This window comes from Bacteroidia bacterium (assembly GCA_027493955.1).
Taxonomy (GTDB): Bacteria; Bacteroidota; Ignavibacteria; order SZUA-365; family SZUA-365; genus JAOSJT01.
The window spans coordinates 2,886,212-2,899,318 of record JAOSJT010000001.1; the positions used below are offsets into that span (position 1 = coordinate 2,886,212).

Annotated in this window: 12 protein-coding genes; 4 read left to right on the forward strand and 8 right to left on the reverse strand. The window is 56.0% G+C overall.

What is annotated here, in order from left to right; all coding sequences use genetic code 11:
* Positions 1-11 precede the first annotated feature (11 nt).
* From M5R41_11000 to M5R41_11010, 3 genes are all read right to left on the reverse strand, one after another.
* Positions 12-452: a hypothetical protein gene (locus M5R41_11000; protein ID MCZ7556916.1), complete on the reverse strand. Its 441-nt coding sequence runs from the start codon at positions 450-452 to the stop codon at positions 12-14.
* Between the two features lie 652 nt (positions 453-1,104).
* Positions 1,105-1,407 carry a hypothetical protein gene (locus tag M5R41_11005; protein MCZ7556917.1) on the reverse strand — a complete coding sequence of 101 codons (303 nt, stop codon included), beginning with the start codon at positions 1,405-1,407 and terminating at the stop codon, positions 1,105-1,107.
* Positions 1,404-2,270, reverse strand: a complete 867-nt coding sequence (locus M5R41_11010) for a hypothetical protein (GenBank protein ID MCZ7556918.1) — start codon at positions 2,268-2,270, stop codon at positions 1,404-1,406. Before M5R41_11010 ends, M5R41_11005 begins: the two co-directional genes overlap by 4 nt.
* A gap of 373 nt (positions 2,271-2,643) precedes the next feature.
* Between M5R41_11010 and M5R41_11015 the strand changes: the two genes are divergently transcribed.
* Both M5R41_11015 and M5R41_11020 read left to right on the forward strand, forming a co-directional pair.
* Positions 2,644-4,737 carry a hypothetical protein gene (locus tag M5R41_11015; GenBank protein ID MCZ7556919.1) on the forward strand — a complete coding sequence of 698 codons (2,094 nt, stop codon included), beginning with the start codon at positions 2,644-2,646 and terminating at the stop codon, positions 4,735-4,737.
* 161 nt (positions 4,738-4,898) lie between these two features.
* The gene (locus M5R41_11020; protein MCZ7556920.1) at positions 4,899-6,161 is read left to right on the forward strand and encodes an NAD(P)/FAD-dependent oxidoreductase; all 1,263 of its coding nucleotides are present in this window, start codon (positions 4,899-4,901) and stop codon (positions 6,159-6,161) included.
* A 97-nt stretch (positions 6,162-6,258) separates the two neighbouring features.
* On the opposite strand, the gene M5R41_11025 is transcribed toward M5R41_11020, so the two are convergent.
* The 3 genes from M5R41_11025 to M5R41_11035 form a co-directional block, all read right to left on the reverse strand.
* Positions 6,259-6,945, reverse strand: coding sequence for a T9SS type A sorting domain-containing protein (locus M5R41_11025; protein MCZ7556921.1), 687 nt, complete (start codon positions 6,943-6,945; stop codon positions 6,259-6,261).
* Between the two features lie 327 nt (positions 6,946-7,272).
* Positions 7,273-7,854, reverse strand: coding sequence for an SIS domain-containing protein (locus M5R41_11030; GenBank protein ID MCZ7556922.1), 582 nt, complete (start codon positions 7,852-7,854; stop codon positions 7,273-7,275).
* Between the two features lie 12 nt (positions 7,855-7,866).
* Entirely contained in the window at positions 7,867-9,393 is a 1,527-nt protein-coding gene (locus M5R41_11035) for a fumarate hydratase (protein MCZ7556923.1), read from the reverse strand.
* Between the two features lie 199 nt (positions 9,394-9,592).
* Here M5R41_11035 and M5R41_11040 point away from each other — a divergent pair, with 199 nt between their 5' ends.
* Positions 9,593-10,069 carry a MarR family transcriptional regulator gene (locus M5R41_11040; GenBank protein MCZ7556924.1) on the forward strand — a complete coding sequence of 159 codons (477 nt, stop codon included), beginning with the start codon at positions 9,593-9,595 and terminating at the stop codon, positions 10,067-10,069.
* Positions 10,070-10,141: 72 nt separating this feature from the next.
* Here the strand turns inward: M5R41_11040 and M5R41_11045 are convergent, their stop codons facing one another.
* Entirely contained in the window at positions 10,142-11,572 is a 1,431-nt protein-coding gene (locus M5R41_11045; GenBank protein ID MCZ7556925.1) for a sodium:solute symporter family protein, read from the reverse strand.
* A 66-nt stretch (positions 11,573-11,638) separates the two neighbouring features.
* Positions 11,639-11,965, reverse strand: a complete 327-nt coding sequence (locus M5R41_11050) for a hypothetical protein (GenBank protein ID MCZ7556926.1) — start codon at positions 11,963-11,965, stop codon at positions 11,639-11,641.
* 313 nt (positions 11,966-12,278) lie between these two features.
* On the opposite strand from M5R41_11050, the gene M5R41_11055 reads away from it, so the two are divergent.
* Positions 12,279-12,887: a hypothetical protein gene (locus M5R41_11055; GenBank protein ID MCZ7556927.1), complete on the forward strand. Its 609-nt coding sequence runs from the start codon at positions 12,279-12,281 to the stop codon at positions 12,885-12,887.
* The last annotated feature ends 220 nt before the right edge of the window (positions 12,888-13,107 follow it).

Consider the following 13,107-nt stretch of genomic DNA (forward strand, 5'->3'; position numbering starts at 1 on the left):
TCTCATATCCTTCAGTCGCGGGGCGCACCGCGATCTATCCAGACAGCAATTGAATCTATGATGGCTGCTTCCAGCGCTCCCGCAGGAGGCATAGCCGGCTGCTTTTCACGGCGTAGGAGAGAGATCAATACGGACTCCGCACTGTTGCCGGGTGTAACGCGCTTTTGAGCCGGGAAGTAGAGACTGTTGACATTTACCAACGCATCGTACGACCGTCCTGCGGAAAGATCCATGCCTGCTTGCGGATTTGCCCCCCCATGGCATCCTGCCGTGGCGCAGCTCACCGCAAACACCTTCGCCTCGATATCGCTGAAACGTGCGCTCACCGGGAGCGGTCCATCAGGAAGATCGCACTCCGAGACAATGGAATCAGCACATGCGGATAGGAATACCACCGCCAGTACGAGGAGCGCGGCCGGGACGATGCGCGGAAAACTTTTTGTAAATGTCATGATCTTTCAAAGTCTGCAGGAAACACTCTCACCGCAATTACTGCTGACCGTGAGAAGTCCTGACGTTGTTAGAGTATGTGCGTCACAAATGTTGCAACACTATTTTAAGTTTGAAAACATTCAACAGCAATTAAGGCATCAGGACTGACCCGGTCAGTGACTAAGTCACAATTGTCAGGGTAAAAAAATGGATAGTGAGACCGAATACGAAATCTATAACGCACCCTGGCGCATCATGATTCCCCGGCAGGAAGCGGCAGGAAGCCAAAGGACACGCGAGATGTCGATACAAGCTCCGTTTGGACAACCCGCAGGGGTGAAGACAACTCGGTTTCGCGAGCGCTCTCCGATGCATGTTCCCGTTTTCTCCCGCCCCGCTCCAAGCGAAGCACGATGGAACAAGCGCCTTCCCAGCGCGGAAGCATATCCGTCCGATCTCCGTTGCGACGCAGTTCCGGGCCTTCTGCGTTCCCGGCGAGTGCCACTCGATACACCGACGTTGCAGGTGCGCAGCGGTGCGGTTATGCAGTTTGGAAGCGAAACCCACCCTGAGGACCGGGCAACGCACGCCGCAAAAATGGCACCCGGTACCGCATCACAACCTCACGATTGTATCTCCGCGTACCCTCTCTCCAAAGGAGCACTGCATACTTTAGATGTGATAGAGCAGGAGAAAAAGAAAGAAAAACACCAACGCGACACCGGTGGAAAGTGTGATGTTCGCCAGCAGCTGCATGATCGCGTTTCGCGCGACGATAACATCGTAGCGCGCCGCAATGCCTCCGGTGAATACTGCTATGGATGCATATCCGAGAACGGCCGCGAGCAAGGGATTTCGTCCGGCCAGCAACACCGCCACCGGGAGCACAAAAAAAGTGCCCGCACCTGTCCAGGCAGCGGCCAGAAACAAGCGTCGGCCGGGCTGTTCGCTGGTAGTGTTCTCTGAATCGCTCATAGTATTTCCGGAGCTGTACCCCGTTCGAGCGGTGCCTCCCGCATCTGCAGTTTGTCCAACTCCCGATAATTCAACTCCGAGCCCATCATGCTATGTGGAATCAAATACACCGCGAGAGTGATGATCGAAGCCGCCAGCACCAGCCAGCGCTGCATCGCTGGTTTTATTCCCGCCAGAATGACAACAGTTAATGCCACAATCCACGCGATGAAAGCCAAAAGTGTTTTGTTGTCCGTGAGGTCAGTTCCGAAGGGGAAACCGGTCCAGAACGCACCGAACGCAAACTTCTGCACGATGGGTCCGAGTATCATCCCGCCCACCGTGATCAGTATGGTGGTCCAAAGGACAAGCTTCCTGAGCTGCGCTTCCCGTCGGAGCGCTTCCAATCCCGCACGCATGGAAAACAGCATCGCAAGAAACATCACAATCACATGGGGAAACAAATACCCATTCGGTACATGCCCCTTGAAGCGTGTGACAATACTCTCCGTCTCCGGTATTCGGAGAAAGCTCTGCCCTGCGTGCAATTCCACCGCGTACTCCAGTTTCCCAGCGGGCGGCTGATGCGGAAGCATGGCGTAAAGCGTATCCCCCTTTCGAACCATACGTACTCGCGTCCACTCGTCATCGGTTTTGTAACGCTTATAGAAAAGCGACCCCTCCGTCGTGGCATGCCGAACGAACACGCGGACCGGTTGATCTCCCGCACCTCCGTGGGATCGGTCCAGCTTCCAGCGCACCTCGCCGCCTCCCAGCGTCGCGCTGCCGCGCACGGGGTGCGTCGGACCTGTCATGCGCTGGTACACAGCCGAAGAAAATGTGAATATGACGGCGAGAATCCAGAAAAGAAGCGAGCGTTTCATAATTACCTGTAGTGAAGGTACGTACCTCAATATCGGCAAGCCGCGTGTCTCCGGCAATTCCTTCGCCGTTGACGTGCCCGAGCATCCATTCCCGGTACACCGACTCCTGGCGGGTCGGGTTGACCGAAGAAAAAGCAGCGGCGCGACGGCGGCATATTCCGACAGCCCATTGTACCATGCACCCTCCGCATATGCGCTTTCTGGATGGTGCAGGCATGGACGCGTGTATGCGTCGGGCGTTACTTTCCCGACCTGAAAAAGTATGGTATTTTATCTTGAGGACCTCACCGGCCACGTCAGATAGAATACCAGGCGCAACAGGAATGACACTACCTCCCACGTACACGCAACACCACAGAGGAAACCGCCCACGATGCTACGTACACATTCACTCCTTCCTATTATCACTGTGCTCTGTGCCGGTCTGCTGCTTTCCTGCGCAAAGGACGACAGAGGCGAAATGACGCGCAGCAAAACCTTCATCGGACCGAACGCGGTCACGGAAGTAATTGACACCTTGATCGCCCTGCATGGCGAAGACCAGCGAGGACGCATCGAGCTGGGGATTCGTCAAGTCGCAGATCGCTGGCAGGAAGCGGATGGCAGCGAGGCAGAATTTCAGAACTTCTGCCGGGAACATTTTATCTCGGACGAAGTGGTCCTCGATCAAACGTTCGCGCGCTTCGAACGAAATCTGATGCTCATCGGTGGATATTACACCGAACTGCGCCGCGATCTCAACATCCCGTTGCAGCTGGACACCGGCCCGACACTTCCCGTGGATTTGCGCTTCGGTGAGTTTTCACCGGGGGTGCATCTGCTCGATGACATGTTCACCACCAAACTCGCGTTCGCCGCGTTGCTGAACTTCCCTTTGACGACACTGGATCAACGACTGCGTGACGGTGCCTCGTGGAATCGCAGGCAGTGGGCCGAGGCACGACTCGCACAGCGTTTCGACGTCCGCATCCCCGCTTCCGCGCAGCAGGTTGCCATCTCGGCGTACACCGCGGCGGATAATTACATCAGTAATTACAACGTGTATATGCATCACGTGCTGAATGCGAAAGGTGAACGGCTCTTCCCGAAAGACCTCGTTCTCATTTCTCACTGGGGGCTTCGAGACGAGCTCAAAGCACAGTATGCCGCACCCGACGGGCTGGTGCGACAACAGCTCATCATGCGCATCATGGAACGCATCATCACGCAGGAAATTCCGACTTCCGTGATCAATACGTCCGCATACGACTGGTTTGTTGAGGACAACACCATCAGACCCTCAGGCGCACCTGAGACAAAACCGACCGCGGGTGAGCGCGAACCCGATACGCGGTATGCGATGTGGTTGAAAACCTTCAAAGGTGAGCAGGCAATCGATGCATGGACGCCCTCGGCTCCGACGCATATCGCACGGCGTTTCGATATCGACAGAGAGATTCCCGAGGACGCTGTCGAGCAACTCCTGATTTCTGTTCTCTCCGACCCCGTTATCGCCGATGTGGCCCGACTGATCACGGACCGACTCGGCAGACCGCTGGAGCCCTTTGATATCTGGTACCCCGGATTCAAGGCCAAACCGCCGCTCAGCGAAGCGGAGCTCGATCAGGTTGTCGCGTCCCGTTACCCCGATGCCGCATCCTTCGAACGCGACATACCCAACATCCTCCGCAAACTCGGCTTCGATCCCGCCATGGCGCGTTTTGTGGCGGATCGCATCGCTGTTGATGCTTCCCGCGGCGCCGGACACGCCATGCCTCCCGGACGCCTGACCGACAAGGCCCGACTGCGCACCCGCATTGCGACGAATGGGATGAATTACAAAGGCTACAACATCGCCATACATGAACTCGGGCACAATGTCGAGCAGGTACTTTCTTTCCAGAACATCGACCATACACTGCTCAGAGGCGTACCCAACACTGCGTTCACCGAGGGCTTCGCCTTTGTTTTTCAATCCCGTGATCTGGAGTTACTCGGTATGCGGGTGAACGATCCTCTCGCCACAGCGCTCGGCTCGCTGGATGTTCTTTGGTCTACATTCGAGATCTCCGGTGTGGCGCTGGTCGATATGCGGGCATGGCGTTGGTTGTATGAACATCCGGACGCTTCCGCCGCTGATTTTCGCGATGCGGTGAAGCGCATCGCAACCGAAGTGTGGAATCAGTATTTTGCACCTGTTCTCGGACACAAAGATACGCCGTTGCTTGCCATTTATTCCCACATGGTGGACGCAGGCTTATACACACCGGATTATCCCCTTGGCCACATTATCGCTTTTCAGATCGAACAGTACCTTGTGGGCAAGGATCTCGCGAAAGAGATGCAGCGCATGTGCGCTGTCGGCAACGTATCCCCCGATTTATGGATGAAGACCGCAGTCGGCGCCCCGATTTCGACAAGTCCATTGCTCGACGCGGCACGCAAAGCACTGGCACGGGTGAAGCAATCCTCCGCATCAAAGAACTAGCGCAACGTGGTACAATATCTTCATGCCTGACGGGCTTCAACGGCGGACTGATCGTCCGCCGTTGTTTTTTTGGTCAGCGCAGTCGTCTCTAATGCACTGCCCGGGATTGTTTTACCCTGCTTGCAGTGTTGTACTGGAACGAGTCTGGTTCAGTACACATCATGGATACCTCGAAGCACATAGACATTGTGATCCTCGGAGCGGGATATGGCGGGATGAGCTGCATTTCCCGCCTGGCACGACTCTTTCGCAAGGACGCGAACGTTCGCCTGCATCTTGTCGACCGCCACACCTACCATCTGCTGGAGACCCGTTTGCATGAGCGGGCGGTCCGGAAACAGGAGATCACCGTACCACTGGCACGGTTTCTCGCACGTCGGCCGAATGTGACGTTCCATCTGGGCGAAGTGACACGAATCGATCTCGAGGCACGGGCCGTGGAGTTGGACTACGGGATGTCCGACACGACGCAGCCGGAAGCTCGGCGCATTCGCTACGATTATCTTGTCATCGCGCTCGGCAGTAAAACAAATTTTTACCAGATCCCCGGCCTGCAGCAACACGCCTTTCAGCTGAAAGAGCTCGAGGATTCCGAGCGTATTCGTGAGCACACCGAACGCATGTTCGCGATGGCGGCGACGGAGACGAACCTGAACAGACGCAAGGCACTGTTACGATTCGTTATCGGAGGCGGCGGATTGACAGGAGTTGAACTCGCGACGGAAATGGCGGAGCGCTTCGACGCGCTGTGCGTGCAGTATCATGTTGACCCGTCCGAACCGGAAATGGTCCTGATCGAACTTTCCGATCGCATCCTGCCGTCGCTCGACGGGAGGCAAATTCTCCGCTCCGTCGAGGCGATGCAGGCGATGGGCATTCGTATTATCACAGAGACGCGCGTCATGGGAATGGAACAACGCGACGGAACTATGTATGTGCTCCGAGATCCGGGGACTCCCATAGCAACGCAGACGATGATATGGACCGGCGGGATACGCATCTCAGACCTGATTCGACGCAGCGGTGCGGAAACCGGACCGCAAGGTCGCGTGATCGTGGACGAATATCTGCGGGTGAAGGATAGACCGGAGGTGTTCGCCATCGGTGACAACGCTCTCGCAAAAAATCCGCGTACCGGGGAATCTGTGCCGACGGCCGCACAGTTCGCCCTTCAGCAGGGGTATCTGACTGCGAACAATGTCAGGAATTCCGTACGGAATGCATCGCTCGTCCCCTATAAACCAAAGGTGCTCGGAGAAGTTGTCTCGCTCGGCAAGCATCTCGCTATCGGCTGGGCCTCTCTGCCGTTTATCCCCCGGCTCCGTTTCATTGGATTCCTCGGGAGTCTGCTCAAACGGGCCATAGCCGAAAAACATGTATTGCTGCTGTGGAAAGAACGACAGAATTGGACCGGTCACTGGTAGTTTTGCTCAGCCGTGAAGCAAACGAAAAGCGGTCTCTCGAGACCGCTTTTCTGCAGTGATTGGACGACATCTGGGGGCAGTTGTTGCCCGGGAAGGATTATTTTACCATCGTGGCCGTCAGCACACCATTGTCGCTTTCCAATTTGAGCAAATACACGCCTGGTGCGTAGTCATTTGCGGTAAATGGCACGAGATGATGACCAGCGGAGAGACGCATCTCCTGAAAATGAACACCTACCTGCTTGCCATACACATCCATGACACGCAGCTTCACCGTTTGATCCGACGGCAGGGTGAAGGAGAGCAGTTTGCCGGGAGCATTGACAGCCGGGAGAACGCTGAACTCTGCAGAGTAGCTTTCGGGAAGCACCACCATGCTCCCACTATAGGTGGCGCTGCTGTTGGTGGATATTTGCTTGATGCGGTAATACGTCGCCGCATCGAAAGACGAGCGGTCGGTAAATTCGTACGTACCTTGTGCGCCTATTCCATGTGACGGAACAAATCCCACCGTCGTCCACGCGGCATTTTTCCCGGACCTACGCTCGATTTCGAAGCCATGATTGCCCTGTTCCTGGCGTGTGTCCCACGTCAATTTCACCAGGTCGACGAAGCGCACAGCGAGAAGTGTACCGATTTCGACGGACAATTTCTGCGCGGAGAGGTCAAGGCTGCTCTCTGTCTTCGCGGCCTTCGGTGCCTGTCGCCTTTGTGGCGTCGGTCCGGCAATCAGCGATGAGGAAGAGAGGAGAAGGAGCGTTGCGAGGGTAAGGAAACGAAGCATTTTTCGTACTGTATTTGTGTTCAACATGCTTCGTTATGAACATATATCACGCCAAACTATAACACGTTGGAAATAAATACTTTACGAACATCATCCGTCAGCACTGTACGGATTACGGACTCCACGATTCCCAATACGGGGCATTTTTTTCGGGAAATTGGCCAATGCTCACCCGGGCGTCGATCTGTCCACGGATGACGCAGATTGATCGCGAATTTGCTATGGGCAGGAATCTTCCCGACCCTCGTGACGAAAAAGTATCGAGATCCGACTGAGTAACGTAAAGACGTTTATTTCTGCTGTGCGGAGTAATCCGTGCGCTTGTCTCTACGTATACAGATCCGGGAACAGCATGCGCTCCACCGCTTCGATCACCGTATGGATGATTTTGATATGCAACTCCTGAATACGGTCGCTTGTAGCTCCGGGGACAAGGATGGGGATATCGCAAAGCGGAAGCAGCGCACCGCCGTCCCTGCCAAGCAATCCGACGGTGGTCACTCCACGGCTCCGCGCCTCCTCGGCCGCGCGCAGAAGATTCGGGGAATTACCGCTGGTGCTTAACAACAGCAACAGATCACCTTCGCGACCGAGCGCCAGAACCTGGCGGGCGAACACCTCCGAAAAACCATAGTCGTTCGCCACGCAGCTCATGTGTCCGGGATCGCTGAAGGCAATCGCCGGCATGGGGGGACGCTCCTTCCGATACCGTCCGCTCCATTCCTCCGCGAAATGCATGGCATCGCTCATCGAGCCGCCGTTGCCGCAGGCCATCGCTTTGCAGCCGCTCTGAAATGTCGCCGCCAGTTTGCTCGCGAAAAGACGAACTCTCGGGAAATGGACGTCATCCGCAATGAACGAGGTCAAACAATCCTGTGCTTCCGAAAATGATGCTTCTATCGGGTCCATTTCTGTGTTCCTTCAGTGCAGAACCGTAAGCTCCAGCTGCGCCAGACGCGTCGCCGAGTCGGCTTCCACGTCCGCGTGCAAAGAGTTTCCTTGCGCGTCCATCGTGACGATGGCGGCGAAATTCTCGACGTCGAATTCCCACAACGCTTCGGGTACGCCGAATTCCTCAAGAAAATGTACGCCGGGTACGCGCTTGACCGTTTCGGCATAGTACTGTGCTGCCCCACCTATAGCATTCAAATACACCGCGCCATGCTCTTTCATGGCCTGAAGGGTCTTGGCCCCCATGCCGCCCTTTCCGATGACGACACGCAAGCCGAATTTTCTGATGATCTCGGCCTGATACGGTTCCTCCCGTATGCTCGTCGTCGGCCCCGCCGCCATGACATGCCATACGCCATCTGCGTCCTGAAGCATGACCGGTCCGCAGTGATAGATGACACCCCCGCGCATGTCCACCGGTGCATCATGGTCCATCAGATAGCCGTGCAGCGCGTCACGGCCGGTGTACATGCGCCCGGATACCAACACAATGTCACCCACCTTCAGTGAGCGAATGGTTTCCTCGGAAATCGGTGCCTGCAGGACGACCTCTTTCCCCGTCAGCGGCAGCCCCTCGGAAACGGCCATCCGCTTTGGATCGGCTTCGCGATACATCCACTCGGTAATCTCTCCCGTCGCGGGATCGATACGGACGCCGAGACGGCGGAAAGCCCAGCAATCATAGGCAACCGAAATAAAGAAGCTCGCGGGGAGTCGGTGATAGCTTCCGACTTTACAGCCGATCAATGTGCTGTTGCCTCCGAAGCCCATGGGACCGATGTTCAGGGTATTCGCGTGATCCATGATGTATGTCTCCAGCTCGGCAAGCACCGGATCGGGATTGGTATCATCGAGCTCGCGGAACAACTGCTCCTTGGCATACGCGTATCCGGAGGCCCTGTCCGATCCGATGGCGACACCGATGGCGCCGACGGAGCACCCCTGCCCTTGTGCCTGCCACACCGCGTGCAGAATACACTTTCGAACTCCTTCAAGGTCCCTCCCCGCCTTCCCCAGGTGCTCAAGCACCGTTGGCAGAGAGTACTGTATGTTTTTATTCTCACAACCGCCGCCCTTGAGAATGAGCCGTACTTCGATGTCGTCCCGCTCCCATTGCTCCCAGTAGAACACCGGCGCACCGTGCCCGATATTGTTGCCGCTGTTCTTGCCCGTAACGGAATCAACCGTATTCGGACGCAGCTTGCCGAGTCGTGTGGCCTCCTCGACCGCCCAGAGCACCGCCTTTTTCATGTCGATCTGGTTGACCCCGACAGGCGTCTTGATCTTGAAAGTCGGCATGCCGGTGTCCTGACAAATCGCACCTTCCTGTTCGCACGCCATGTCAATATTGCGCGCAATGGTCGCGAGCGCCATCGCGGCGCGACTACCCGGCTCCTCCTTGTCCAGAATGCGATCCATCGCAGACCGCACGTCGCGCGGCAGATTCGTGGACGTCTGGATGATCAGTTTCAGCATGCTTTGACGGAAATGCTCCATACTCGGCCTCGATATTCGATGTGCGGATTCAGTTCAATGCCTGAATGATACGATGAAAGCAAAACGAAATCAACCGCCTGCGCGAGAATCAGGGCCGGACAGCGTCACAGGATTCTGTCGAACTTTTATTATATAAATATCTTAAAATACGCTTGACATTTTCCCGCTTTACCGATAAGTTGTTGTTAGGACAGAACAGATGGAAGTCATGCAGGATGCCGCGGTACGTCATAGAGCTGAAACACTTTCCGACCTCATGCTCAAGTTGATGTGGACCTGTCAACGGAAACAGGAAGGCATCGCCGGTGACGCCGATTTATCCCTGTCCGAATTCAAATGCCTCAGGGCCTTCCGCCACGATACGGAACTCTCGGTGGGGGAGATTGCGACACGGATGAGCCTTACCAGCAGCCGTTTGACACGTATCATCGACGGCCTGGTCAGGAAGCGCTACGTCACCCGGCACATCGACCCTTCCGACCGCCGCATCATCAATGTCCGTCTGACGAAACAGGGAGAAGCGATCGGACGCAAGGTGAGCGCCGAATGTATCGACGTCTACGAATCGGCACTGACCTGTCTCTCTGAAGAGAAACATGCGACAATAATCGGCAGCCTCCTCGATCTCTCGGACGCGCTTGATCGCGGCAACCACTGTGACATTCAGCAGGCCTGATTCCCGTCAAGCGCAATAATTGTTGATGTAATCTTTCCGCCTGACGACGCGTCACAGCAGATGCACCCGCGGTCATCCCCGCCTCTTCCTCTCCCCAATCCCGAACAGATACACGACAGCGGAAAAGACCAGTCCGATATACATCGGTTCGACATCGAACGGATACCTTCCGTCTGACGTTGCCACTCCTGTCTGTGCAACGAGAAACCAGCCCAGGGAGAGGATGAATCCTCCGGCCATGGCAACAAAGGTGAGCGCCGGACGAATGAGAAGCCGCGGATAATACGCCGCCGTCAACGGGAGCAGCAAGGCGGGAATGAACAGCGTTCCGATGACGTACCACAGTTCGATGACCGAAGGAAATACCAGCGCACCGGCACCCGAAAGGAAAGCGGTCAACAGCACCCCAATGCGGACGTAGCGTCGGAGGGAAACCTCGTCCTCCTTGCCCGTGCATTTGGCAACGATATCACGACCCGCCGTGAGCCCGGAGATGAACATGAGTCCGTCGTTGGTGGACATGACGGTCGCAAGTAAACCCAAAAAGAAGAGTCCCTTCGCAACGGACGGCAGAACCATGTCGGCCAGCAACGGGTAGGCCATCGCCGCGTTTCCAAGCTCCGGAAGCAAGGCCCGCGCATACATCCCTGAAAATGTGGTGATCCCATCGAGAACGAACCAGAATCCCACGGACAGAATGATGCCGCTCCGGGCTGTGCCCGGACTGCGCGCACTGATGGTGAACTGATGGAATTGCGGAGAGACCAACGTCCATAGCGCGATGAAAAACCAGACGGCGATGTACTGCACGCTGTGTCCGCCCGTCGCCGTCAGATGACCGGGAGGTAATTCACGCGCAAGAAAATCCAGAAATCCGTGCTCCGGTATCAGATGGGCAAGAAGCATGAAAAAGCCGAGGAACATCAAAAGGAATTGCAGCTTGTCGATGCGCACGACCGCTCTGAACCCTCCGATGAATACGTACACGACGCTGACGATCAGCCCGGCGATAAGTGAAAGCACAAGCGGCCAACCCGTCACGACCTGAATGAGAACCGCGAGCATCAACGTATACGGTGCCGGTGAGCTATTGAGGAACACCAGAACCGATCCAAGAATACCGCTGTTCCTTCCATACCGATGATAGAACATGTCCGGTATCGTGCTCATCCCCGACTCCCGGACTTTGCGGGCGAAAGCGAAAGCAAAAATCAATGCAAAAACATAGTACGGTGCGCCAAAGACCAGCCAGTTGGACAGGCCATAGGTATAGGAAAACTCTCCGACGCCCAGTATCCCCCATACCCAGGTTGTCACGAGAGCAGCGACGAAACCCGGAAGCGTCAGCATGCGGCCGCCGAGAATGTAATCCGCTTCCCGTTCCTCCTTCTTCCAACGACCGCGTATGCCGAGATAGAGTAACAGCACGAAATAGCAGGCGACAAGCGTCCAGTCCGCCGCAGTGAAGTGTAGGAGTGTTCTATCGAGTGTTGCGTCAGGCATGTGATGGTGAGTGTAAGAAAAAGGGATGCGCAATCGGCATCCCTTCACGCTCAATGCTCCAGTGTGTCAGCGGGCGATGACTTTGCTCAGTTTCCCACGAACCGGATGACGGTCCCGGTACAATCGCTCGGATATTTCCTTACTGTGGACGTCTATATCAACCGTGAGATGAACGAGCACTTTCATGCACGCATCGCACACACGCATTTTCTTCTCGCCATCCATGTCCAGGGGTTTCTTGAAGTACAGGCTGTCCGGTGGAATGCTATGACCGAATTCGCAGGTATGCTCCTTCGATGATATGCCGGTGTGCCATTCATACTTTTGAGAGGAGAGCGCGTTGAAGCGTTTGAGGGAACGGAGAAACTCTTTTTCACTTTGATACAATGGCATGCTGGTCTCCGCGAAATTCCTGTAAGTGATTCCCGCACTCCGCCCCGGGATCCCTCCCCGATGAGAATGCGGATGGTCACACTAATCTAACAATTTCGGCGTGAAAAGCGAGTATCACCCTCTCACCTGCAAGCAACACGAAAATATTCGGAGCTCTCCGTGTTGCTGCTCAGCAAGGTGCAGCATGATTTGTCCGCTGGCATGAATCTCCCCGAAGAATCGGACGGCTTCGGCTTGCGCATGCGCGACAACCCGTTCGCAGGCTGATGTGAAGAGTGCTTGGCGCCTACACCCGATTTTCACATTTTGTTGCATGATCAGAAAGAAACTCGCAACCATCGCATCCATCGCCCTCATCCCTCCCGTGATCGCGAGCGTGGTCATCACCATCCTCGTCCTGATGCGAGAACACGGTAGCACCTTCCATCAGCTGATCGTGTGGATCACTGCCGTGCTCACCACAGGTGGATTGCAAATCGCCTACGTATTGTATTTGAAACATTTGGATCAGGTGAGCGCTTGGGACGTGCCGGAGAAGGAGCATCGCTCTCAGCCCTATCTCATCAGCGCCGCTATCAGCGCGGCGGGTTTGCTCGTCCTCCTCTTCCTGAATGCGTCGGTCTTTCTCTGGGGTTTGCTCTGGTGCTATACCTTCAACACGATCATTCTGTACGCCATCAACAGACATTGGAAAATTTCGGCCCACATGATGGGTTTCACGGGGCCTCTCGTCTTTCTCTGGCCGGCTCTCGGCATTTGGCTGCTGGCGGCGGTCCCGCTCGCGGCGCTCCTCGCCTGGGCTCGCATCGAAACACGGGCACATTCCTTCGGCCAGGTCATCGCCGGCGCTGCCGCCGGCGTTGTGCTCACCCTCGCTCAGATCTGGATACTTCTCTCCATCGTTCTCCCCGCCTTCCGCTGACCGCGGCCACAACCGCGTCGCCGTGATTCTGTTCTCTCCACCGATGAACGCGTCTGCGCTCGTCCAAACCGAAGGCCCGCCGCAGGCCACACCCGCCCACAGCGCCGCAGTTCCATCCCTGTCCGCGCGAGAAGTCCGCCGGGAAACGGAACGGCAAATAAATATTCTGTTAAAAAAACTAATTGGTGTTGCTTTCCGCTGAAGGATTCCCTATATTGCG

Coding starts and splice junctions, on each gene's coding strand:
- M5R41_11000 (MCZ7556916.1), bottom strand. CDS start 452: ATGACATTTACAAAAAGTTTTCCGCGCATCGTCCCGGCCGCGCTCCTC.
- M5R41_11005 (MCZ7556917.1), bottom strand. CDS start 1,407: ATGAGCGATTCAGAGAACACTACCAGCGAACAGCCCGGCCGACGCTTG.
- M5R41_11010 (MCZ7556918.1), bottom strand. CDS start 2,270: ATGAAACGCTCGCTTCTTTTCTGGATTCTCGCCGTCATATTCACATTT.
- M5R41_11015 (MCZ7556919.1), top strand. CDS start 2,644: ATGCTACGTACACATTCACTCCTTCCTATTATCACTGTGCTCTGTGCC.
- M5R41_11020 (MCZ7556920.1), top strand. CDS start 4,899: ATGGATACCTCGAAGCACATAGACATTGTGATCCTCGGAGCGGGATAT.
- M5R41_11025 (MCZ7556921.1), bottom strand. CDS start 6,945: ATGCTTCGTTTCCTTACCCTCGCAACGCTCCTTCTCCTCTCTTCCTCA.
- M5R41_11030 (MCZ7556922.1), bottom strand. CDS start 7,854: ATGGACCCGATAGAAGCATCATTTTCGGAAGCACAGGATTGTTTGACC.
- M5R41_11035 (MCZ7556923.1), bottom strand. CDS start 9,393: ATGGAGCATTTCCGTCAAAGCATGCTGAAACTGATCATCCAGACGTCC.
- M5R41_11040 (MCZ7556924.1), top strand. CDS start 9,593: ATGGAAGTCATGCAGGATGCCGCGGTACGTCATAGAGCTGAAACACTT.
- M5R41_11045 (MCZ7556925.1), bottom strand. CDS start 11,572: ATGCCTGACGCAACACTCGATAGAACACTCCTACACTTCACTGCGGCG.
- M5R41_11050 (MCZ7556926.1), bottom strand. CDS start 11,965: ATGCCATTGTATCAAAGTGAAAAAGAGTTTCTCCGTTCCCTCAAACGC.
- M5R41_11055 (MCZ7556927.1), top strand. CDS start 12,279: ATGATCAGAAAGAAACTCGCAACCATCGCATCCATCGCCCTCATCCCT.